Annotated in this window: 16 protein-coding genes and 6 pseudogenes; 8 read left to right on the top strand and 14 right to left on the bottom strand. The window is 68.6% G+C overall.

The window, feature by feature from the left end; genetic code table 11:
- Window positions 1–104 precede the first annotated feature (104 nt).
- Entirely contained in the window at window positions 105–602 is a 498-nt protein-coding gene (locus AB0946_RS23205; protein WP_366762531.1) for a sigma-70 family RNA polymerase sigma factor, read from the bottom strand.
- A 612-nt stretch (window positions 603–1,214) separates the two neighbouring features.
- Between AB0946_RS23205 and AB0946_RS23200 the strand changes: the two genes are divergently transcribed.
- Window positions 1,215–1,619, top strand: a complete 405-nt coding sequence (locus AB0946_RS23200) for a cupin domain-containing protein (RefSeq protein ID WP_366762567.1) — start codon at window positions 1,215–1,217, stop codon at window positions 1,617–1,619.
- 116 nt (window positions 1,620–1,735) lie between these two features.
- Here the strand turns inward: AB0946_RS23200 and AB0946_RS23195 are convergent, their stop codons facing one another.
- On the bottom strand, window positions 1,736–2,134 hold the full coding sequence (locus tag AB0946_RS23195) for a 6-carboxytetrahydropterin synthase (RefSeq protein WP_366762530.1): 399 nt from the start codon (window positions 2,132–2,134) through the stop codon (window positions 1,736–1,738).
- A 628-nt stretch (window positions 2,135–2,762) separates the two neighbouring features.
- Between AB0946_RS23195 and AB0946_RS23190 the strand changes: the two are divergent.
- Together AB0946_RS23190 and AB0946_RS23185 are read left to right on the top strand one after the other, a co-directional pair.
- Window positions 2,763–3,154, top strand: a pseudogene (locus tag AB0946_RS23190) (MBL fold metallo-hydrolase); the annotation flags it as partial.
- Window positions 3,155–3,475: 321 nt separating this feature from the next.
- Window positions 3,476–4,045, top strand: a complete 570-nt coding sequence (locus tag AB0946_RS23185; protein WP_366762529.1) for a hypothetical protein — start codon at window positions 3,476–3,478, stop codon at window positions 4,043–4,045.
- Window positions 4,046–4,573: 528 nt separating this feature from the next.
- On the opposite strand, the gene AB0946_RS23180 is transcribed toward AB0946_RS23185, so the two are convergent.
- The 8 genes and pseudogenes from AB0946_RS23180 to AB0946_RS23145 all read right to left on the bottom strand — a co-directional run.
- Entirely contained in the window at window positions 4,574–5,176 is a 603-nt protein-coding gene (locus tag AB0946_RS23180; protein WP_366762528.1) for a GPP34 family phosphoprotein, read from the bottom strand.
- A complete protein-coding gene (locus AB0946_RS23175; RefSeq protein ID WP_366762527.1) occupies window positions 5,173–6,612 on the bottom strand; it encodes an NAD(P)/FAD-dependent oxidoreductase in 1,440 nt (479 codons plus the stop codon). Before AB0946_RS23175 ends, AB0946_RS23180 begins: the two co-directional genes overlap by 4 nt.
- 102 nt (window positions 6,613–6,714) lie before the next feature.
- Window positions 6,715–7,161, bottom strand: a complete 447-nt coding sequence (locus tag AB0946_RS23170) for a VOC family protein (RefSeq protein ID WP_366762526.1) — start codon at window positions 7,159–7,161, stop codon at window positions 6,715–6,717.
- Between the two features lie 303 nt (window positions 7,162–7,464).
- Complete coding sequence (locus tag AB0946_RS23165; RefSeq protein ID WP_366762525.1) at window positions 7,465–7,893, bottom strand: organic hydroperoxide resistance protein; 429 nt, start codon at window positions 7,891–7,893, stop codon at window positions 7,465–7,467.
- A 325-nt stretch (window positions 7,894–8,218) separates the two neighbouring features.
- Window positions 8,219–8,398 carry a hypothetical protein gene (locus tag AB0946_RS23160; protein WP_366762524.1) on the bottom strand — a complete coding sequence of 60 codons (180 nt, stop codon included), beginning with the start codon at window positions 8,396–8,398 and terminating at the stop codon, window positions 8,219–8,221.
- Window positions 8,399–9,163: 765 nt separating this feature from the next.
- Window positions 9,164–9,475, bottom strand: coding sequence for a replication initiation protein, RepL2 (locus AB0946_RS23155; RefSeq protein WP_014669002.1), 312 nt, complete (start codon window positions 9,473–9,475; stop codon window positions 9,164–9,166).
- On the bottom strand, window positions 9,472–9,924 hold the full coding sequence (locus tag AB0946_RS23150) for a MarR family transcriptional regulator (protein WP_078611565.1): 453 nt from the start codon (window positions 9,922–9,924) through the stop codon (window positions 9,472–9,474). The genes AB0946_RS23155 and AB0946_RS23150 overlap by 4 nt, the downstream gene beginning before the upstream one ends.
- A gap of 1,269 nt (window positions 9,925–11,193) precedes the next feature.
- A pseudogene (locus AB0946_RS23145) lies at window positions 11,194–11,817 on the bottom strand (transposase); the annotation flags it as partial.
- 260 nt (window positions 11,818–12,077) lie between these two features.
- On the opposite strand from AB0946_RS23145, the gene AB0946_RS23140 reads away from it, so the two are divergent.
- Window positions 12,078–12,458: a hypothetical protein gene (locus AB0946_RS23140; protein ID WP_366762523.1), complete on the top strand. Its 381-nt coding sequence runs from the start codon at window positions 12,078–12,080 to the stop codon at window positions 12,456–12,458.
- A 734-nt stretch (window positions 12,459–13,192) separates the two neighbouring features.
- On the opposite strand, the pseudogene AB0946_RS23135 reads toward AB0946_RS23140, so the two are convergent.
- From AB0946_RS23135 to AB0946_RS23120, 4 genes and pseudogenes are all read right to left on the bottom strand, one after another.
- Window positions 13,193–13,540: pseudogene (locus AB0946_RS23135) on the bottom strand (hypothetical protein); the annotation flags it as partial.
- A pseudogene (locus AB0946_RS23130) lies at window positions 13,474–14,090 on the bottom strand (transposase). The pseudogenes AB0946_RS23130 and AB0946_RS23135, both read right to left, overlap by 67 nt.
- 22 nt (window positions 14,091–14,112) lie before the next feature.
- A pseudogene (locus tag AB0946_RS23125) lies at window positions 14,113–14,233 on the bottom strand (IS5/IS1182 family transposase); the annotation flags it as partial.
- Between the two features lie 163 nt (window positions 14,234–14,396).
- The gene (locus AB0946_RS23120) at window positions 14,397–15,257 is read right to left on the bottom strand and encodes a hypothetical protein (RefSeq protein ID WP_366762522.1); all 861 of its coding nucleotides are present in this window, start codon (window positions 15,255–15,257) and stop codon (window positions 14,397–14,399) included.
- Between the two features lie 122 nt (window positions 15,258–15,379).
- Between AB0946_RS23120 and AB0946_RS23115 the strand changes: the two are divergent.
- The 4 genes and pseudogenes from AB0946_RS23115 to AB0946_RS23100 all read left to right on the top strand — a co-directional run.
- Window positions 15,380–15,637: pseudogene (locus AB0946_RS23115) on the top strand (hypothetical protein); the annotation flags it as partial.
- A 2,586-nt stretch (window positions 15,638–18,223) separates the two neighbouring features.
- Complete coding sequence (locus AB0946_RS23110) at window positions 18,224–19,363, top strand: bifunctional DNA primase/polymerase (protein ID WP_366762521.1); 1,140 nt, start codon at window positions 18,224–18,226, stop codon at window positions 19,361–19,363.
- Complete coding sequence (locus AB0946_RS23105; RefSeq protein WP_366762519.1) at window positions 19,360–20,910, top strand: phage/plasmid primase, P4 family; 1,551 nt, start codon at window positions 19,360–19,362, stop codon at window positions 20,908–20,910. Before AB0946_RS23110 ends, AB0946_RS23105 begins: the two co-directional genes overlap by 4 nt.
- Before the next feature lie 202 nt (window positions 20,911–21,112).
- Window positions 21,113–21,496 (top strand): DUF6009 family protein, encoded by a 384-nt coding sequence (locus AB0946_RS23100; RefSeq protein WP_014669013.1) that lies wholly within the window; start codon window positions 21,113–21,115, stop codon window positions 21,494–21,496.
- Window positions 21,497–21,567: the final 71 nt, after the last annotated feature.

Below are 21,567 nucleotides of genomic sequence, written 5' to 3'. Positions count from 1 at the left end.
TCCCGGCCTACGGGCGCGGGCGCGGAGGCCGCCCGGCGGCGGCGCCCTCTCTCCGCCGGGACCGCACGGCTCCCCCGGCGGTCCCGCCGCGAAGACAACGATGTCTAAGCGGCCTCCGGCCGTACGACGGCGCGCAGCTTGCGCAGGGCGTTGTGCTGGCGGCTCTTGACCGTGCCGGCCGGCACACCGAGGATGCCGGCGGTTTCCTGGATGGTGCGGTCACACAGGTAGATGTGGACCAGCACAGCCCGGTGCTCGGGAGACAGCCGGCGCAGCAGCGGCTTGACCACCAGGGCGTCGTGCACCGCCTCGGTGCCGTCCGTACCCGACACGGGGTCGTTGTAGTTGTCTCCGATGACTTCCCTCCGCGCGTGGGGTTTGCGCACCCAGTCGATGACCAGGTGCCGGGTCACGGTGAAGAGCCAGCCGCGGACCGATCCCTCCATCCCCACCAGGCGGTCGATGTTCCGCCAGGCCCGGATGATGGCCTCCTGGACGATGTCCTCGGCCAGTCCGTGGTCACCCAGCATCTTCTCGGCGTACGAGACGAGGCCGTCCCGGTGTTCCCTCGTGATCGTGCCGAGCAGGTCGGACCGGGACATAGCCGTGAGGGGCGTAGCCATAGTGTTCTGAACCATCCTGGTTCTCTGTCGTGCGGCGACCGGGGGCCGGATGTAACCCCCGCTTTCGCACTGTAGGCAGCGGCGAGTGCCAGAAATCTGCTGCTTTTGTGTCGTCGCGGTGCCGTGTCCCCGTCCCACCGGCACATGTGGGCGCACGCAGTCCGAGGCGGAGGGGCGAACCCCTTCTCACCAGGTGGTTTTCTGTTCCGCCGGCTGATTCCCGGTCTTAACGGACTCTAAACACGTACGAACGGTGAGTTGTATGTCACGTGCGTCACGCCGCCTTGACTCGCCGGACGATGCGGCCACCAAGGTAAACACATGTGATCGTCGTGCGGCAATGGGGTGGAGAGTGTGGTGGCCCAGGGCGTCTCCCGCCATGGGTGTGACACTGTCGGCCCGGCACGCGACGCGCGCGGGCACGGTACGGACCCCCAGGTCCCCTGTGCCGACGGCGCCGGTCATCACCGCGTGTTCCAGTGAGCCGGCGCGCCGGCCCGACCGGCCACACCGGCCCCTGCCGACGCGCTGCCGATGCACCTGAAAGGTTTGACCCACATGCGCAAGAACCTGCTGCGCCTGGGAGCGACCATGGCCGCGGCCGTCGCCCTCTCCCTCGGCGCGAACACCGCGTTCGCCACACCGGCCGGTCCCGGTGTGAAGGGCACGGTCATCTCCCGGACGACGTTCGGCGGGAAGGACTACGTCCTCCGCCAGATCACCATTCCCCCGGGCCAGAGCACGGGCTGGCACTACCACGACGGAACCGTCTACGGCCTCGTCCAGCACGGCACCCTCAGCCACTTCGCCTCCGACTGCGCCTCCGACGGCGTGTACCGCGCCGGCAGCAGCATCACGGAGCCGTCCGGCGCCGACCACGTGCACATCGGCCGCAACCTCGGCACGACCGACGTCGTCCTCGACGTGCTCTACGTCCTGCCGCACGGCGCCCCGCTGTCCGAGGACGCCCCCAACCCGGGCTGCGACTTCCAGTAGGCACCGCCCCCGCCCCGCTGACGGGTGCACGAAGAGACCGCCACGGCAGCACGCCGTGGCGGTCTCGCCGTACGAGGAGGCCGAGGGTCGGCTCGGCCATCGACCGGTCCGGCCGGTCACACGCGCCGCTCGTACGACGCCCACGCGATGTGCGACTCGTGCAACGTCACGGCCACCTCGCGGATCCCCCGGGCGCCCTCCCCCAGTGCTCCCGCCTCGATCCGTTCCACCAGACGGTCGGCGATCACCTTGGCGAGGTACTCCGTCGACGTGTTGATCTCCCGGAACTCCTCCTCGTCGTCGAGGTTGCGGTAGTTGAGCGCACCGAGCACCTTGCCGAGTTCCGCGGTGGCGAGACCGATGTCGACGACGATGTTGTCGTCGTCGAGCTCGGGGCGACGGAACGTCGCGTCCACGACGAACGTCGCACCGTGCAGCCGCTGAGCGGGCCCGAAGACCTCGCCCCGGAAGCTGTGGGCGACCATCATGTGGTCACGTACGGTGATGCTGAACAAGAGTCCTCCAAGGTGGGGCCACGGACCGGCGCGACAGACACCTGGCGCACCTGTGACGGAGATGTTTTCATACCTGGCCGCGGCCCGGTGAAAAACGTTTCCAGTTTCCCGGCATGAAAGTCGCCCCGGTAGGTGTCCGCGGCGCACGCGGCCCCCCGGCCGTTTCGAGGTCATGCCGCCGCGCCCGGTCTCACCGGCAGAGGAGGACGATGGACAGACCACCGGGGAGCCGCCTGGAGGCCCTGGAAGGCGCGAGCGGGGACGCACCGCTCGGCCCGGAGCCGATCCGTGACGCACCGTCCGTGCGCCGGCGCCGCCTGGTCCACGAGGCCCACGCGGCGGCGGCCGGCCCCGGCCCGGTCCGGTCCACGAATCGGCGTGGACCAGGCCGTTGTGGGGTCGCCCCGCTACGCCGTCCGCCGGGCCGCACGCTCCCCTGCCGTCGGAGCTGCACGAGGCCGTCAGGGCATTGCGGGATGCCGTGTGCGCCGCGTGGGGCATGCCCTCGCCCACGAGCCGGCGCTGACCGACGGACCTCCCCCGCATACCGGCAGACGTGTTCCCCCGACTCTCCATCATCCGGCCCAAGGAAACCGGCCACCCCGGCGACCGCGACGCCGTGTGGGACGAGGTGCCGCACGCCCGCCGCGGCTTCCTCGATCAGGTGTCGGCCGGACAGGTGCTCGGCCAGGCGTGGCGGCCCGGCGTGCTCCCGTGGGCCGCGCACGCCCTGCGCGCGGGCGGGACCACCCGTGTTCCGGTCCGCGAGCCGCGCGCCTTCCCCGTGCCGGGAGCCCTGGACCTGCCCGGCACCCCCGTTCCGTGCAGACCCCCGGTCACACCAGGGGGCACTGCGCGTATCACCTGCCCGGCAGGGGCATCCTGGTCAGCGGTGACGCCCTGGTGACCGCGCACCCCACGTCACGCCTCCGCGGGCCGCACCTGCTGCCCGACATGTTCCACACCGGCCGCGCCAGGGCTCTTCGGTCCCTCGCGGTGTGGGAGAGGATCGACGGAGACCGCCCGCCTTCATCACCCGCGAACGCGCGGCGATGTGACCTCGGGGACCGGTGGGGCGGATGCTTCCCGTCCCACCGGTGCGCCAGGGTTCGACGACACACTCACCGGGCAGTCTGTCCAAAGGAGGAACCTCGTGCGGGTGGCGGTCACGTCCCGGAAGCCGTGTGAAAAGCCGGCACTTGCCACGTGCATCGGGCGCATCGCGCTTATGGTGAAGAGTGAACATGCCCGGCGAACCGTCCGGCGTCGACACTTATCTGCACGGGACCCTCGGCGTGGGTACCATGCGCAACGTCATCCATATCGAGGGAGTGAACGGTTGTGACCAGCCAATCAGCCGCCACGCTCCGGTCGCGGTACGTGGAACAAGCCGCATCGGACCTGGAGGAGAACCGCCGGCGACAGCAGGAGCTGGAGGAAAGGATCAGGGTGTTGAAGCAGGAGGAGGCCCTCCTGGCGGACATCCTGAACCTCGCCGAGCGGTATGAGGGCTTCGCCGACCCGTCACGTCTGCCCGAGCAGTTGCAGGACGAGCCGGTCCTCGCGAAGGCGAAGCCCGCCTCCGGAACCGCTTCGCGGCGTCCGGCGTCGGTCAGGACCGCGGCGAAGGGCAGGCCGGCGAAGGCCGGTGCGAAGGGGAAGTCGCACCGGCCTCTGCTCGGCGACCTGCTGACGGAACTGCTCGCCGGCTACGACGAGCCGCGCCTGGCGAAGGAGCTGCGGGACGAACTGCTCGAGAAGCACCCGGACCGCAACCCCACCCCGCAGGTGGTCCGGAACACCCTGGAAGCCCTGGTCGCCAAGGGCCGCATCCGGCGTCACAAGCAGCAGCGTTCCGTCATGTACACCCTGGTGAAGCCGGCCTCGGCCCCGACGGAGACCGCCGACTGACACCTGTGCGCCCGTCCCGTCGGCGGTGGTCCCGCCACCGGACACCGGCACGTGTCCGGTGCGGCGGGACTCGCCCCGCGGGACGGGTGAGCCACTTCCGGGCGGAGCGGCAAGGACGCGGCCGACGGCGCGGCGCCCCGTCGGGCGGCCCCCGCCGGACACCTCGGCGCCGGTCCCCACAAGCACGTCTCCCCTCATGTCCGCACCGGCGGGCGGCCCACACGGCTTTCCTCCACCCTCCCTACGTTCACGGACAGGCGAGGCCGAAAGGTTCACCCCGGATCCGCCCCCGCGTCCGACGAACCGGCGGCCCCCGGCGAACGCAGGCACCGCACGAGGCCCGGACCGCCGGCCGCATCCCCGCGTCAACGTGGTGAATCCGTTCGGTTCGCTCATGGGTGTCACGGTCCCTCACCACCGGCATACCAGCCCGGCCGCATGTCGGCCCCGGGACCTCTCGTTCGGATCACGCCGGGCCCACGGGCCCTGGAACCGCGCTCTGATCCCGCCTGACCCGAACGAAGGACCCTAGCCCCGCCACATGTTGTCGAACGCGGCGTTCTCGACGTTCCTGCGCAACCGCAGCGCCTCCAGGCTCGTCACCGCGTCCCCCACGGCGGCCAGCACCGTCGTGACCGCGTCCCCGGTCGCGCTCTCGTCCTCTGCCGATGGGCCGGCGCCGATCCCCACGGCTGCCAGCAGGGCCCCGAGGACGGGCTCGCCCGACTCCCGGCGTTCCTCGGCGCGCGCCCGTTCCGGCGAGTCCGCCGGCACGGTCCGCCCCGACCACAGGTAAAAGCCATGGCGCCGCGGGTGGACGAAGAGCCCGGCCCGGTCCAGGTCGTCGACATAGACCGCGGCGAGTTCCCGGCCGCGGCGCCACAGCCAGTCCTCGACCGTCTCGTGCGGCTCCTGCCCGACGAGCGAGGCGGCCGCCTGGTCCAGCAGACGGTCACCCGTCGCCCTCCGCGGACCGGGGACCATGCGTGCGCCGTCCAGGGTCAGCGCCCCGCTCCCCAGCAGATCGATCGCCTCGGCCCCCGCCAGCGCGAGGGACAGGTCGCCCTGTTCCACGGGCTCGTCGGGCAGCAGCCCCAGGACGACGAGCATGAGGTCCTGTGCGGTGGTCATGAGTCCCTCCACGTCTCCAGCAGGCGCAGCCACACTTCGCTGATGGTGGGGAAGGCGGGTACGGCATGCCACAGGCGCTCGACAGGCACCTCCCCGGTGATGGCGACGGTGGCCGAGTACAGCAGCTCACCGACGCCCGGCCCGACGAACGTGGCGCCGACGACGACGTGGCGGTCACGGTCGATCAGGACGCGGGCGCGGCCCCGGTAGTCGGGGCGGTACTGCACGGCACCCGCGAGGTGGCCGATCTCGTAGTCGACGACGTCGACGGCACGGCCGGCACGCTCGGCCTGATCCGCGGTCAGGCCCACGGAGGCGACCTCCGGATCGGTGAAGACGACGCCGGGAACGGCCTCGAGGTCGGCCGTGCTGCTGTGCGGGGCCCAGCGGCCGGTGTCGAGTTCCTCGCCCCGGGCGCGGGCGGCGATCACGGCTCCGGCGATACGGGCCTGGTACTTGCCCTGATGGGTGAAGAGCGCCCGCCGGTTGACGTCGCCCACGGCGTACAGCCAGTTCCCGGGGACGGAGGTGACGGTCAGGCTGTCGTCGGTGGGGATCCAGTCGCCCGGGGTGAGCCCCACGGTGCCCAGTCCGATGTCCTCGGAACGCGGAGCACGTCCCGTGGCGAAGAGGATCTCGTCGGCGGTGAGTTCGTCCCCGTCCGACAACGTGATCCGCACCTCGCCGTCGTCCGGCCGTCGCGCGGCGACGACCGAGACGTCGAACCGTACGTCCGCGCCGGCCTCGCGCAGACGCTCGGTGACCAGTTCGCCCGCGAAGGGCTCCATGCGCGGGAGCAGCCCGTTCTCGCGGGCGAGCAGGGTCACCCGGCTGCCCAGGGCCTGCCAGGCGGTGGCCATCTCGACGCCCACCACACCGGCGCCCACGATCACCAGGCGCCCCGGCGCCCGCCGGGCGCTGGTCGCCTCCCGGCTGGTCCAGGGCCGCAGCGTGTCGATTCCGGGCAGGTCGGGCAGGGCCGCGCGGCTGCCGGTGCACACCGCGACGGCGTGCCGGGCCCGGAGCCGGACGGTGTCGCCCTCGGGTGTCCGCACCGACACCTCACGAACCCCTTCCAGGCGTCCGTGGCCACGCAGCAGGTCGATGCCGGCCGACTTGATCCACTCGACCTGCCCGTCGTCCTTCCAGTCGGCGGACATGCGATCGCGGTGTGCCAGGACGGCCTCGACGTCCAGCGGGTCCTTCACGGCCGGGTCGAGCCCCGGAACGTGCGCGGCGTCCGCGCGCAGCAGCGCGGGGCGCAGCAGTGCCTTGCTGGGCTCGCAGGCCCAGTACGAGCATTCGCCGCCGGCCAGTTCACTCTCGACGAGCACGGTGCTCAGCCCGGCGGCGACGGTGCGGTCCGCTACGTTCTCGCCGACCGGGCCCGCGCCGATCACGATGACGTCGTAGGTCCGGATGTTCTCGGTCGGCATGTGTCCTCCGGTGGATGCGTGCCGGTCGGGTGGGTGTCGTGGTGCCCGAACACACGGGCGGTCCCGGCGTGACGGGGGTGACGGTCGCGCCGGGACCCGGTCTCAGCGACCGGGCGCGCGCTCGGTGACCTCTTGGAGGAACCACTCGTTGCCGTCGAGGTCCTTGAAGGCGGCGAACGTGCCGTAGCTGGCCCGCTCCGGGTGGAGGCCCGGGACCCGGTGGGAGTCACCGGCGTGGTGAAACGCGCCGGTCTCGTCACGGAACGGCCCGGTGACCTCCACACCGCGCCCGGTCAGCTCCTCCTGGGCCTTGACGATGTCCGTGACGGTCAGCTGGAGACCGTGGAGCGTGCCCGCCGGCTGTTCGGTGAGACCCTCGCCGAAGATGACCGAGCACTCGGAACCGAGTGGCGTGACCTGCACGATCCGGTAACCGTCGTGGATGGGGAAGTCGGCGTCCAGACGCCAGCCCAGCTGCTCCACGTAGAAGCCCTTGGCGCGGTCCACGTCGGAGACGGGGAGGATGACGACTTCGAGCTTCATGTCCATGGGGTATCTCGCTTTCGGTTCGAATGTGGAGGTGGGTCTGCGGACCACGTGTCGACGTACCGGCATTCGCCGTCTCCGTACTCACTGTCGTCCGGAAACGGCAGCCCCGCTTCAGTCACCTGACGGTGTGTTCGGTACGGCCCGGCGAGCCGGCGTCCTAAGCCGCCCGGCCGGGGTGTCCCGGTCCCCCGGCCCGACGCGGCCACGTGTGCCGTGTCACGGCGTCGCGGTCGGGGGCGAAGCGGGTCCCGTGCCGGGGGAAGGGGCACGGGACCCGCGGTCTGGTGGGTGTGGGTGTGAGTATCAGGCGGCGGCGGTGGCGTTGATGATGACGGGGATGTTGTCGCGGGTGGCCTTGGAGTAGGGGCAGATCTGGTGGGCCGCGTGGGCGAGTTCCTCGGCGGTGCTCTGGTCGACGCCGCCGAGGACGGGGTTGAGGACGGCCGAGAGACTGAACTCGCCGTCGTCGCCGTGGGTGAGAGTGATCTCGGCGGTGATGGTGGTGCTGGTCAGGCGGATCTTTCGGGTGGTGGCGGCGCGGCGCAGGGCGCCGAGGAAGCAGGCCGCCCAGCCGGCGGCCAGGAGCTGCTCGGGGTTGGTCGCGGTGCCGGCGCCGCCCAGTTCCTTGGGCAGGGCCAGGCTCGTCTGGAGCAGGCCGTCGGAGGAGCGGACGTGGCCGCCGTTGCGGCCCTCTCCGTCGACGTCGACGACGGCGGTGTAGCTGACTGCCATGGCTGCTGCTCCCGGTCTGGAACGAGTGGTGTGCGGACACCTCGGACCGGACAGTCATGTCACCGGTCGAGGCGGTGACGCAATCATGGCAGGCCTCTTCGTCACCAGTCAAGACGGTGACTTGTATATTCCAGTGGCTTGCCAACGGCTCGACCGTCACCGGCTTCGTCGCTACGGGCGGGCGCCCCAGCACGATCGACCGACACGTGTGACACATATCCCACGTCCATCGGTCATGAGGGAGAGTGTCCACACCGAATTCATTGAACACGTGTCGCGATGTGGTTCATACATGTGCATGGCGGAGTCGTCCGAGGGCGGCTGGTTACGGCAGCCGGAAGCCCAGTTGCTCGGCGGTGGCCGCCAATCCCGCGGGGCCCCACCGCTTCACCTCTTGCTCCGTCGTACGCCCTGCGTGCTCCTCCACGAGGCGCCGGCCCGTCTCGTCCTCGCGGGCCAGAGTGGTCCGGTCCGGACGCGCCACCGCGGCCTGCCAGCCGGACACGCTGAGGCACCCTCGAAACTGACGGCGTTGCGGGTCTTCTCCATCGTCTCGCGCTACCCGTCGTGGGAAGCCGTCCTCTGCCGGAGGACGGGATCACCATCCTGAACTCGGACGACTTCGGGAAGCGACACGTGCGCGTTCTCCGGTGTACGGACGGGCCGCGACGTCAGTATAGAGACACATATCCCAACAACCGCCGCTGCGAAGTCTCCGTACACACGTATGTCGAGGCTCATGCCGGACTGCGGGAGGGAACGGGGACATCGGGCAAGCGGCGCATGATCACGCCGGGCGGGAACAGACCGCCGAGACTGCCGACGCGGAGGCAGAGAAGGGCATGCCGACCCCGGCAGAGCCATGCCGACGGCCGCTGTGGGGCCGCCCTCAGCGCGAAATCGTTCTCGGCTCTCCGGAGGCGTCTACGGGAGAATCGTTCTGAGCGAAGAATCGAACTGTTCGAAAGTCGGGCCGTTATGATGCGATTCGCCCGACTGATACGCATCAGGGATTCCACCCAGGGGCCGAGTGCTCCTCCCCCTCGGAGACGGCTCAGCCCACGACGTCGGCCCGGCCACGGACCAAGAAGGGACCGACAGGGGGCCGACAGGGGGCCCGAAGAGACCGGGATGGGACGGGGATGGGTCAGGGAGAGGACCAGCCCCTTACCAGGACGACAGTCAAAGGCGTCCTACGGATCGCGCCTCATTGACGTGACGTACATCTAGCGCGATCCGCAGACCGCCTCAGATCGATCCGGGGAGCGCCTCAGGTGGCCCGTCGGAACGGGACCACGACCCGCTCCCCCAGCTGCCCCGGGGTCAACCGGTAGTACTTGATGTGACCGATCTTCTCCGTCTGCTCCAGCCACCCCAGTTCGATGACCTGCTTGCGGGTTCTGGAGAAGACGGGTGGCGCCATGCCGACCAGCTTGGCCAGCTGAGCGGCGGTTTCCAGGACGGCGCCTGAGCGATCAGTCGGGTGCAGAGCGTAGAGCATGACGACGAGGCGCTGGTTGGCGGTCATGCCGGCCGTGGCCTCCAGCAGCCTGAGGTTTTGCTGCCTGTCGTCGCTGGTCACTTTGCCTCCCACCGTGCTGGCGTGTTCTCGTCGAAGCCGGGGATGTCTGGTGGATTACATGATTTCACCGCTTCACGCTGTTCCAAGCCTGTGCCGTGGAAAGCGATGTAAGGACTGATGCGGTAAAGGTTGTAATTTCCGATACGTCCACGCACTACCAGGATGCGGTGCTTGGTCAGCTTCCTATTGATTTTCCCCACGGCGTCGGTCGACATGCCCACCCGTTTGGCGATGTCGGCTCCCGTGGCCCTCAACGGCTCCATCCCTTCCGGAGAGACGCCGATCCACCAGAGGACCAGGAACTTCTGGCTGGGCGTGAACGCCTTCGACTCCGTGATGGCCTCGACCCTGGCCTTGTCTACCTGGGTGTGCCTGCCGGAGAAGGCGTATGGCGCATAGAGGACTGGCTCGCCCGTGTCGGCATCGACCAGTCTGCGTGCTGCTCCCAACAGGCCCTCCGTGCATGGGTCATTGCCGCACCGTTCCTTGAGAGCGGCCTTCGAGCCGCCCTCATGAACCTAACGTACATGAGCAGGAAGTCAATCAACTCCGCCTGTCGGCCGTGTCGTCTGTCGTCGCGGATCACTTCGCGAACTGCTCGACACCGATCTACACCTGCGTGAGAGATGTACGTGACGTCAATCTACCGCTGCTGTAGAACAGCGGTACTCAGTTCCTGTGGACGTGGTGGCAGTTCCTGGGAACTGCCTGGCGGTCCCTCAGAACTGCCTGGCGGTTCCTCCAGTCGTGGTGGCGGTCCCTGGGAACTGACTGCCACGATCCGTGGAACCGGGCACTCGGTTCCACGGATCCGCCTCTGCTGTCACAGGAACTGCCTGGCAGTTCACACGGTCTGGGTCCAGACCACTGTTTCCGCAGGTCAGAGCCCTTTTCAGAGGTGTCGCTCTCTTTACTTAAACCCAGCGCCGTACGGGGTTCCTGGACTCGGTTCGGGCCGGTGAACGCAGCTACTGTCACCAATCGCGCACTCCCCTCTCCCCCGCTGCTCCCGCACCACAGAAAGTCAGCCACGACGTACCGGTACGGGCACGATCAGGCGCGCGTGTGTCTCCATCAGCCCCCCACCTGGCTCAGCCACGTTCATCCGATTCCGGGAAGCCACCACCGACTGGCAGCGGTTGACGAGGCCTCAGGCCGCCAGGCCGGGACACCGACTCCATGGCACGCGGCGGAGTCTGAAGGGCTCGCGTCACCGGAGGGGGCGCACGCCCAGGCAGCAGAGCCACGCCGGGTCGGGCGGACGAGTAAAAGGAGACGGTGGCTCAGCCATGGAGAGCTCGGAGTTCGACGGGCTACTCCGTGGGACATCTGGACAGGGGTCGCCAGCGGGGTCCGTGCTCCTCGGTGACGCAGTCGTGTAGGTACCGCTGGCCGGCGCCCGTTCTACCGGCGACCTATTACGGCGTAATAGCTCGGGCCCACTCCCCTAGCCGCCCACTCCCCCGCTCCCTTGCCTTCGACGCCTGGGCGTTGGTGCCGTGCCTGATCGGCTGTGGGAACTGTTCCAACGAGTCGAGCCACCAGGGCTCACATGGTTTGGCGTCAGCAGGCCCCGCGAGCTGAGGGTCGACGACCCTGACCTACACCACGAGCCGCAACCCGTCCTGGCAAAGGTTCGGGTGCCCCGCATTGCGCCGGGCCGGCCACGCGTCCGCCCTGCTCAGTGCGGGCTGACAAGGTGTACGCCTCCGGCGAGAACCGGCGAGGGCGAGGTTGTGCAGGCGCGCAATGCCGTGCATCACGTGGTGGGCGCCTTCGCCTCTGAGACGGCAGTCGCGGAGGATCTTCCAGCCCTTCATGCCGGCGAAGGCGTGCTCGACGCGGACCCGGACCCTGCGGTGGGAGGCGTTGTGCTCCTTCTTCCAGGCTTGGAGTCCGGCCTGCCCGTGTCCGCGGCGGTGAGGGATGACCAGGCCCGTGCCCAGGTAGCCGCCGTCCGTGATCACCATCGTGTCGCCCACGGCGGCTTTCACGCCGGACAGCTCCCACGCCTTGGAGTCGTTGCGGTTGCCAGGCGCGGACCGGCCGACGGCCAGAACGAGACGAGAGCCGACGTCAATGACGGCCTGTGGGGACCAAGGCACCGTCCACGATCAGCAGAGGGCCCCTGCGGAACCGCCTGCGAGTCTGCAGCGCAAGTGACGGCCCGAGGTGGCGGATGATGCGGTCGTCCGGGGACTTTGAGACGCCGAACAGAGGGGTGAGTTGCCGCAGCGTCAGGTTCGTACGCCAGTAAGCGGCGATTACTAGGAGGCGGTCCTCCAGCGGTAGGCCCCACGGGCCAGCCCCTGGGGGGCCGAGCCGGCACCCTCACGCCGCAACGTGAATGGTGGAGCAGGACGAAGCAGCCCCGCAGCTCGCCGTGGCATTTCTCGCGGAGAGCCAGAGCGAGTACGAGCCGTCGCTTGCCATCGACACAGGGCGAGTCCGCCAGAGCAACGGGCTCCTGTTCGTGCCCTATAACTCTGTGCAGTACCTCGCCCCGCGCGACGTGAGAGAGCAAGCTCTTGGACTGCTGGCCCATCCTCGTCGACCTTGAACACGGAGACGTGCGGTTCGGGACCCTGGAGGAGCGGCATCTGTGGAGGAACTCGAACCCCTGACGACGCTGTGGGTGTGCGCCACCACAGTTATGGGACAGCCCTCAGCAGGGCGGTTCCTGCGGATCATCCCGTCGCCGCCGGACCGGAAGCTGAAGCGCGAGAGCGGTGTAGGGATCAACCAGACGGTGGCCGAGCCGGTGCCGAAAGCGACGTCGAGTTGGTTCGCCGGGGTCGACTTCACGATCACCCGTGCGCATCGGGAAGCCGCCGGGCCGCATCAAAAGGTGCTCCTGTCGGCGAGCCTGGCGACCACGCCCCTTGACCCGTCCCGCGGCAGGCCGAGCACAAAAGGTCAGCCTGGTCGCAGACAGCCGCTGTCCCCCGTTCCCGTTCGTCATCACGCCCTGACAGGCAGGTGACCTCCCCGCGTTCGCCCACCTCATGAGCCGACTACGGTCGAGCCTCTACTTCGCCGGGACTGCACCTCGGCTCGATCCCTATCCGGGCTGCAACTGATCCGGAGAGGCGGGCCCAACGGAGCGGGCCCGCGCCCGATGAGACCGGCCGCACAGCTGCGGTGCCCTGCTTCAACGGGGTTCGATGTCCTCCGCGAACCCGAACTTCTGACCCCCTCGTATGCGGCGAAGCTATTACGCCGTAATAGGTCGACAGCGGGAGTGCCGCGCGGAGCCCTGCTGGGCCGTGTATCGAAATGGGGCGGGGAGACCTCACGGACAAGCAGGGGCCGGCCGGCCGCCCGTCTGGCCTCGACGGCAGCTGATCGACGGCATACGGTTCCGGGTCCACAACCTCTTCCGCCGATGGCAGCGGAACGGCACCCGGCACCGCATCCTCACCCGCCTCCAGTCCCTGGCCGATGCGGACGGTGTGATCACGTGGAACCTGAACGTCGACTCCACGGTCTGCCGCGCCCATCAGCATGCGGCCGGGGCCCGCAAGCAGGGTGATCTGCAGAAGGAGCCGCCGGGTGGCGTGTTCGCCGAGCCTCGTGATCACGGGTTGGGCCGCTCGCGCCTCTCCCCGCTGCCCGGCCGTCACCACGATCGCCATGGGCTTCTGATCCTGCTCGACGGCCAGGTGCAGCTTGGTGCTGAACCCGCCGCGCAGTGGCTGTGTCCCTCGGTCGCCACGCGGAGGGATCCGCGTTCCACGCCGCAGGTAGATCGCTGCCGCAGAAGACGCAGACGAAGTCGTCCTCACGGATGATGTTGTGCTCCTGGCACTCGGGGCACCGCCGGAACACCACCTCGTGGGTGAAGCCGGAGGGCCGCTGCAGCTCTACAGCGTTCAAAGCGCGGGCGACCTCGACCCAGGAGGTGACGTCCGGGCAGTACCCGGTGGATTGGTTGCTGACCTCGCTCACGGTCCACCGGCCTGCCTCGCACATGAAGCTGATCTCGCCGGCACTGAGGACTATGTCTCCGCCGGCACAGGCCACGTACTCGCTTCGTCGCGGACCCAGCCGAAGCGCACCGTCCAAAGCGGCTGCCAGATGAGGAAGGCAGCGAGATGGAGTCCTGACTGGTAGGCGATAGCCAGCTTGTTCGTTCACATGGCCAGGCCACACCCTGCTTCGACCGGACGGCGTTGCGCGTCGAAGGCCGGCGGGCGGTCTCCATCACGGCCCCGGCACAGCCGGGGGAGGGCGACCTGTTCGGAGGGCTGGGGGATGACAGAACGGCATCGGGTCGGGTTCTCGGTCATCCAGGTCCTCTCGCGGAACACGGATGTCTGCCATGACCGCCTCAAAGGCAGGTGCGTCGCCCACCTGGATTGCGGTGACGCGGAGGACCAAGGGCCGTGCACGGCTGTCGCGGGAGCGTCCGAGGGCATGGTCGTCAGGTTCGGCCCCGCCTGGCGCCCCTATTCCTGGCACCTGCAGCGCGCCAACCGATCTCGTCCGGCAGGTCCCGCCAGGGAGAGCAGATGCGGTACCTCCACGCGATGACTTCCGAGGTTCGGCGGTGGTCGGCCCTCCGTCGACCGCGGACCGAATCAGCTGGCATCAGCGGCTCGATCCGGTCCCACATCCCGTCAGTGATCACTGATCGGCGCGAGCGGGGTGCCGTGGCGGTCCACGATCACGGGGTGCCTGGAGCTTGGGCGGTTACGGTCCACCGGCGAGGGGCCGACGTGATCCCTCTTTCAAGGCCCTGTCGTGGGAGCCGTCGATCGGTGCCTGACCTGGGGCCGACGATACTTCCGGCACTCCGACTGTTTGATCACCCGAGGATCCAGGCATCGTCGGCATGACCCAGGTGTGCGCCGGCCTGCTCGGCTTGGAGGGTCCCCAACTATTACGGCGTAATAGCCGGAGACCCTGAACGGAACGACACTCACGCGCGACGCGGCACGGCGCTGGGGGAGTCGGGTTCGTGACTGGCCCCCGCCCCTTTCTCTAGTTCCACCGCAGCGTCCAAAGCCAGCCGGGCCTCCTCGGTCAAGGCCGGTGAACGGCCCGTCCGCTTCTCCACCTTGAACAGAGCACGCAGGGCCGCGTCGAGATAGCGGTTGAGGCTCACCATCTGCAGCGGAGTCTGGCAATGGGGGAGTACCGCCTCGATCTCCTCGAACCAGTAGTCGGCGTCCTCGTAGCACCGCAAGGACTCGCGTTGCTCCAGCAGACGAGTGGCTACCGGGACCAACAGCTCATGCCTCCGCTGCGCCGCCTCCTGGGCGCGACGCTCGGCAGCCTCCTCCAAGGCGATCCGTCGCTCAGCATCGAGGACCGCCTCAGGCGTCCGACGTACGGGGTGGGCCTGAGGCGTTCCGTCCATGAGCTGGACGGCCTTCAGCCGCTTCGCCTTGTTGTAGGCGGCGTTCGGTGCGCCGACAGCCAACGCGGGGGCCAGCTCGATCCACTGGGCTCCCGCTCGACGGGCGTCATCCACTGCTCGCGCCTGATGGACCTCGGTCTGCTCACGAAGGTACTCCCAGAGCTGCACACGCTTCAGCGCTGCGGCACGCTGCACTTCAGGTGACTGTCCCCGCAGCGCCTGCACGTGCTTCTCGGCATACACGAGCGCACCGAACAGTTCGTCATCGGCAGGCATGCGCTCCACGTCTGGGTCTTCCGCGTCCTCGTGCATCTTGCGGAGTTCACCGACGACGGCCGGAGCATCAAGGGAGCCGATCCGCATAGGGGGTTTGAGCAGCGGTTTTGTAGGGCGGCTCGCACTTCGCACGCGCTTCTTCATACGCACATCCTGCCCCGCCCGAACGCCGTTTCACAGACTGTGAATCGCCTCCTGCGTCAGCGAGCCGAACAGTATGGAGGGGCGGCTGACCTGCTGTGGGAGGACGTGAGTTCCTTCTTCCGAATGGCGAGTGCCCGGCCCTGCGGGGCTGGCCGAGTGACGACGTGTTGGCCATCTTCCGTTTCCATGCCGACGTCGAAGTCGACTTCGATGTCGACTTGCGGGAGTTGCAGGGCCAGGATCGACCTGATGTGTTCTGTGGCTTCCTTCGGGAGGTCGGGCGACGACTGCGCAAACCCGTGCTGGTGGAACCGGAAGGCGACTGTGGCCACCCAGTGCTCGGCTTCGATGTCGAGGCCGACCGAGCCGTGCTCCTCGCAAACTCACAGATCGGTGACCTGCTGACCATTTCCGAGTGTCGTTCTGCGACGACACTGACGGGCGCCCTGCACGGGGGGACCTCATGCTCGGTCACGTCCACGCCTTGAACGCGATTGCCGACCGTCAGGATGCCGTTCGTCAGCACTGGTACGGGCTGAGCCTGCCGGAGCCTTTTGACGTCACGGATCAAGAGCTGCGGGCCGCCGTACCGTCGCTGCAACCGTTACTGACCGCTGGCCTGACGCCGAGCTCGGTCCAGTCCCACAGCCGACGGATGCGGGACTGGAGGAGGCAGACCCGGGACACTGGGACGCCCAGGGCTGTGCATGGGGGAGGTAGAAGGCTCGTTGAAGGTGCCCTCCAGCTGTTCCCGCTTCACCGGGCCAGCACCTTCCGATGGTCAAGAACGGTGGTCAGAGATGCAGCCATCCTCGGTGCCCGTCGGCCGCAGGGTGGCAGCCAATGCCGGCCAGCCAAGCGGCCTGCGGTGGGAGCACGAAACGTTCCGACAGTGCGAGGGCTACCGGATGCTGTAAAACCCTGCCCCAAGCCCACTCCAGCAACGGAGGATCTGGGGCAGCAGACCGTGCAGTCAGGTCAGGGCACAGGTGGCTCACTGGGACAGGGGTCGGGGATCCGCCGCAACGTCAGATCCGTAGGCCTCTCCATCACGCGCCCGCCCGGGCTTGTCCCAGGACCGAGCTGCCTCATCCACGTTACAGAGAGCCTTTCCGGCTCGGGGGAGTGGTGGTGCTGCGAAGCAGCAGACGGGGGAGGAGGGGCCATCAGCCGCGGAGCTATTACGCCGTAATAGCTCTAGCCGAATGAGTCCGATGTCAGGGGCGGTCACTGAGGCTGGCGGCCACGGTGGTCAGTCGGTACCTGTTCGACGACGATGACCTCCGAGTCTGTGTTCTCCTGCACAACGACCTCGCGGATCTCCTGCGGTTGCGCCGCGCCTGGTTTCGTTCGAACTCGACGCGCCATCGGAGGAACACGATGGATGGAGCGACCGCCCCGGAACTCCTCTCCCTGGCGGGGACTCGGGGCCTGCGGCATGTCACGCTCGACCGTCCAGTGCGCGGAACTGGCGAGCTGAGCCGGCCATGCCTACTGCGCCTCTTCTCCCGTCTTCTGCGGCCTGCGCCTGTATCCGGTCTGCACGCCGAGGACACGCCGATCCTGTGAGCCCTGGCCGATCCGAAGATCTGCGATCGGCAGCTCCTACCCGCGAGGCTCGAGGTCGACGTCGAGTTGGTCGTCCCGATGGGAGGGCGTCCTCACTCTGCCGGAAGGGACTGAAGTCCCGGCGCCTGGGGGCGCAAGACTGACCGGCGGCAGGCTGATGACCCCGCTGTGGCGACGTTCGACCACATTGCAGCGCCGGTTGAACGACTCCGTCAAAACCCCAGCGCCGTTCGTGTCGCCATACCCATCCCGCCGGCTGGGCAATGCATTCCGGGATGGCGGCCTTCACTGTGCGTCTGCGCAAGTAGGGGGGCCGTCCCGGCTCGGGGGACCCGGAGCGGGCGATGATGGCGGGGGCAGCGTCCGTGCACTGTCCTTCCAGGGCCCTCCGCGGCACACCGGTACGGAGCTTGAGCACGATGCCCTTCGGTCTGCACCTCACCGCTCGCGGGGGAGGGCCGACCGGCGACGACGCCGACGCGCGCCTGCGACTCGCGGACTACGGGTGGTTGACAAATGCGCCCTGTCGGTAAAAACCTGTCAAAGAGGGGCTGGTCCCTTCCCTAGGCCGGGTTGGGGCGCGCCAAAGTCCCGGAGGGGGCGACCGCCAAGGACCGAGGAGAAACGTTGCGCCTCCTCAAGGGGAACGAGTGCAGGGACCGAAAAGGTTCAGTCCCTGCTTCGCGGCGCGCCCGGGCGCGGGCGTCGCCAGGGAACGCTGCGCCACAAGGCAAGGGACTCAAGGGCCGAAGGGACTCAAGAGGTTCACAGGGGCCGGCAGGGCAGAACAGGGAGTCCACAGGACGGCCAGGGGCCTACAGGGCCTGACCGCAGGGGCGGGAGGGACTGCGGTTGTTTTGGTCCCTGAGCTTCCGTCCCTGATGTTTGTGCAGGTCAGAGCGGTTACACAGGGTCTGAGAGGGACTGTAGGGACTGAAAAGCGCAATTATGACGTAGAGAAGAGTTGTATTCGTACACGCGCGCGCATACAACACAACACTCAAGTACAGCTCATAATGGCGACGTTGAGTCCCTACAGTCCCTGCCCTGATCAGGCTCAAGGCTCTGACCTGCGGTGATGCTCCCCGACTGGTCAGGGACCGTCCAGATTTCCAGCCCCTGGCCGTTGGTCCCTGGCCCCTTTGGACCCTCGCCCCGCCCCTGGGAACGGGCTCCCACCGCTTCCTCCCCGAAACGCAGGCGAAGTTCACCGTGCTGTTCAGTCCCTTCAGCCCCTAGGGTGGGAGCGGAGCACCTAGCCAGGGACCCAAGGGACCCACGAAACTGATAGAACGGCACGCGGGTCAGACAGACACTCCCTTTTCAGTAAGCGGGCCTTACACTCGTTTGGCATCAGAGTCCCTTCGGTCCCTGGTGGGGGCAACGTCCCACGCCAGGTGTGTGAAGTGATCGGGCAGACAGAAGTGACGAGGACGATTCCCGTGCGCCGCGAAGACGAGAGCAGCCCTAGTGCAGCCGCAGTTGCGCACGTGTCGCCGCGGGCTGTCGCGCGCTGGTGTGCGGCCCAGGGCTGGCCGGTTCACCCGCTGACACCGGGACGCAAGACCCCTGTGGGCAACTGCCCTGGCTGCTCGGGTCGCCGGCACGAACCGGCGGAGTGCCCGTGTATCCCCGCAGGACGGCCTTGTCACGGCTTTCACGCCGCCACCACGGATCCCGGCCTCATCGAGCGTTGGTGGGGCGACACGCCCGCCGCCGGCGTCGGGGTCGCCTGTGGTCCCGCCGGCCTCGTCGTGGTTGACATCGATGCCCACCAGGCCCCCGTGCCGGACCGGGGACGGCTCCTCCCCGGCATCCCGATCCCCGACCAGGTGCAGCTCGCCGGGCTGGCCTCAGGTTTCGACACGCTGGCTCTCCTGGCCGCCTATCGGGGTGAAACCTCCCCTGCCGAGGACGAGAACACATTGCGCGTACGTACTCCCTCAGGTGGTCTGCACGTCTGGTACCGCAATCCCGACACAGCGACGCGGTACAGGTGTTCGACCGGGTCCGCCCGCCATACGGCGCTCGCCTGGCAGGTCGACGTACGGGCCGAAGGCGGCTACATCGTCGCCCCCGGCACCCGCACGCCGCAGGGTGTGTACCGCGCGGAGGGAGCGGCCCGCCGCCCTGCCGTGCTCCCGGAATGGCTCCAGCGCGAGCTGCGTCGTACGGGACACGTGCTCGGGTCCGAGCGCCCCGCTGTGGCCGCTGTGGCCGCCGTTCCGCCCCCGGGGCCCCGGCCGCGGGGCCGAGGCGCCTCCGCGGAGCGGCTGCTCGACCCCCTGATCGCCAGTGTCGCGGAGTGTGCCGCCGCCTCCGAGGGCACAGGGTTCACCGAGAAGCTCAACCGCGCCGCCTACACGGCTGGTGGCCTGGTCGGGGCGGGGCATCTGGACCACGCCACCATTCGTGACCGACTTGTCCGTGTCGCTTCCTACGCCCGGCCGTGGCAGCAGACCAGGAATGAAAAGATCGTCGACGACGCCCTTGCCGTAGGGTCCGTCCGCCCTCTTCACCTCAAAGGACGTCCATGAGCAGCAGCGCCGAAGGCTCACCGCGCTTTGATCCGCAGGCCGCCGCTCAGCAGATGCTCGACCTGGAGACGGTGGAAGTGGTGGCCGCGCCCGCACGTCTGCCCGCGCAGGGCTTCGTCAACGCCCCTGTGGCGTCGTTCGGCAGCGGAGCCGCCTCCTCGGCTCCCTTGTTGCCTCCTTCCCTCTCGGACCGGGGCAACGCGCGCCTGTTCGTGCAGATGCACCGCGATCAGTTCCGGCATGTGGAGGGACTGGGCTGGTTCGCCTGGGACGGCTATCGGTGGAAGCGCGGGGGAGGGGAGAAGGCCGCGCTGTGGGCCGCGGGGGAGATGGCGGAGGACATGCCGGCCACCGACCCGCGGGGGGTCTTCAGCGATCGGGAACTGGCGAACCACAAGCGGCGTACGTTGTCCACCACCGGCCTGAAGGCGCTCCTCACCCAGGCGAAGGCCTCACCGGACATCTCCGTCGCCCCCGACAGGCTGGACGGGGACCCCTACGCCCTGTGCACCCCCGTCGGAGTGGTCGACCTGCACAGCGGGCACCTCCGCAAGCCCGATCCCACCCGTGACTTCCACTCCCGTGCCACCAGCGTCGCCCCGCAGGCCATGGAGACCCCGCGCTGGCACCGGTTCCTCGCCGACACCTTCGGCGAGGACGACGAGGGCCGGGAGATGATCGACTTCCTGCACCTGCTGCTCGGCTACTCCATCACCGGCGACGTGGGCGCGCAGGTGCTGCCCTTCCTGCACGGTGAGGGCAAGAACGGCAAGTCGGTGCTGCTCGACATCATGATCCAGATCCTCGGTGACTACGCGGACGCGGCTCCGCCGGGCTTCCTGATGGACCGCGGGGCCTTCTCGGAGCACTCCACCGAGCTGACCGAACTGCACGGGCGCCGCCTGGTGGTGTGCAGCGAGCTGAAGCCGAACGACAAGTTCGACGAGGCGCGTGTCCGCCTCCTGACGGGCGGCGACAAGATCAAGGCCCGGCGTATGCGGCAGGACTACTTCTCGTTCACCCCGACCCACCACCTGTGGCTGCTGGGCAACCACCGTCCGGAGGTGTCCACGGGCGGCTTCGCGTTCTGGCGGCGCATCCGGCTGCTGCCCTTCACCCGGACGGTTCCGGCGCACCGCAGGATCGACAACCTCGCCTTTGAACTGGTCCGTGACGAGGGGCCGGGAATCCTCCACTGGCTCATCGAGGGGGCACAGCGCTACCTGCGCACCAGGGACCCCCTGGAGGGCCCTGACAGGGTCCGTATCGCCACGACGGCCTACGCCACCACCGAGGACCACATCGGCCGTTTCCTCGCCGAATGCTGCACGCGTGACGGCGAGGGGAAGGACCTGAGGGTGGAGCAGGGGCTCCTCTACTCGGAGTACAGCTCGTGGTGCAACGCGGGCGAGGGGATCCGGCCCGCGACGCCCCGGGCCTTCGCCAACCGCGTCCGCCAGGAGGTGGGTGTGGCCTCGCCCGCCGATATGATCAAGTCAAATGGCCGGAAATATTATCCTGGCATCGCCCTATTGGAGCACTCATGACGGCCTCCGTTTGTCTGCTCTCTCCACCACGTGGCCTACACGGTCGTCGGAGTGCGCTCTACGATGGTGAGCGGGCCCCGGATGCGGTGAGCCCCCGAGAAGCGGCCCGTCCCCCGGGGAAGGGCGGGCCGGAGCGACACGGACAGATGCCCGGCCATGTCCCATGGCCGGGGAGCACGCCGACGAAGGAGAGGCTGCAGCCATGAGTTCGCTGTTGACCGAGAGCGACCTCATCCACGAGGCCGAGGTGGTGTGGCTGGAGAACCTCGAACGGCTCGACTACGTCCGTCAGGCGCTGGACAAGACAAGGCGGCGCAACACCAAGCCGCCGTACGCGCGCGACGGCCGCATGGTCGGGTACGCGCTGCTGGACGAGGACGCCTCCCCGGACCCGGACAGCGGCCTGTACAAGCGCCGGGTGTTCTTCCTGCTGCCCCACGACCGTGACAGCCTGCCCGACGGCCTGTACCGCGAGGGAGCGCCGGGGGAAGCGGTCGACCCGCGCACGATCGCGCCGAAGAAGCCGGGAGCGAAGACGCCCCGGTCCCAGTCCGGTTCCGTGGCCATAGCGACATCCACTCCCTGAGGCAGGGCTCCCCGGCCGGGCGCGGGCCGGGATTCCTCCGCTACGGCGACGAGCGGTGCGGTCTCACGGAG

This window comes from Streptomyces sp. NPDC046870 (assembly GCF_040704595.1).
GTDB lineage: Bacteria > Actinomycetota > Actinomycetes > Streptomycetales > Streptomycetaceae > Streptomyces > Streptomyces argyrophylli.
Note: the sequence above shows the minus strand (reverse complement) of the source record. Positions and strands in the feature narration are given on the sequence as shown.

Bases quoted from the DNA above. Each gene is read 5' to 3' on its own strand.
- AB0946_RS23205 (WP_366762531.1), bottom strand. From the start codon at position 602: ATGTCCCGGTCCGACCTGCTCGGCACGATCACGAGGGAACACCGGGAC.
- AB0946_RS23200 (WP_366762567.1), top strand. From the start codon at position 1,215: ATGGCCGCGGCCGTCGCCCTCTCCCTCGGCGCGAACACCGCGTTCGCC.
- AB0946_RS23180 (WP_366762528.1), bottom strand. From the start codon at position 5,176: ATGACCACCGCACAGGACCTCATGCTCGTCGTCCTGGGGCTGCTGCCC.
- AB0946_RS23175 (WP_366762527.1), bottom strand. From the start codon at position 6,612: ATGCCGACCGAGAACATCCGGACCTACGACGTCATCGTGATCGGCGCG.
- AB0946_RS23170 (WP_366762526.1), bottom strand. From the start codon at position 7,161: ATGGACATGAAGCTCGAAGTCGTCATCCTCCCCGTCTCCGACGTGGAC.
- AB0946_RS23165 (WP_366762525.1), bottom strand. From the start codon at position 7,893: ATGGCAGTCAGCTACACCGCCGTCGTCGACGTCGACGGAGAGGGCCGC.
- AB0946_RS23120 (WP_366762522.1), bottom strand. From the start codon at position 15,257: ATGAAGAAGCGCGTGCGAAGTGCGAGCCGCCCTACAAAACCGCTGCTC.
- AB0946_RS23105 (WP_366762519.1), top strand. From the start codon at position 19,360: ATGAGCAGCAGCGCCGAAGGCTCACCGCGCTTTGATCCGCAGGCCGCC.
- AB0946_RS23100 (WP_014669013.1), top strand. From the start codon at position 21,113: ATGAGTTCGCTGTTGACCGAGAGCGACCTCATCCACGAGGCCGAGGTG.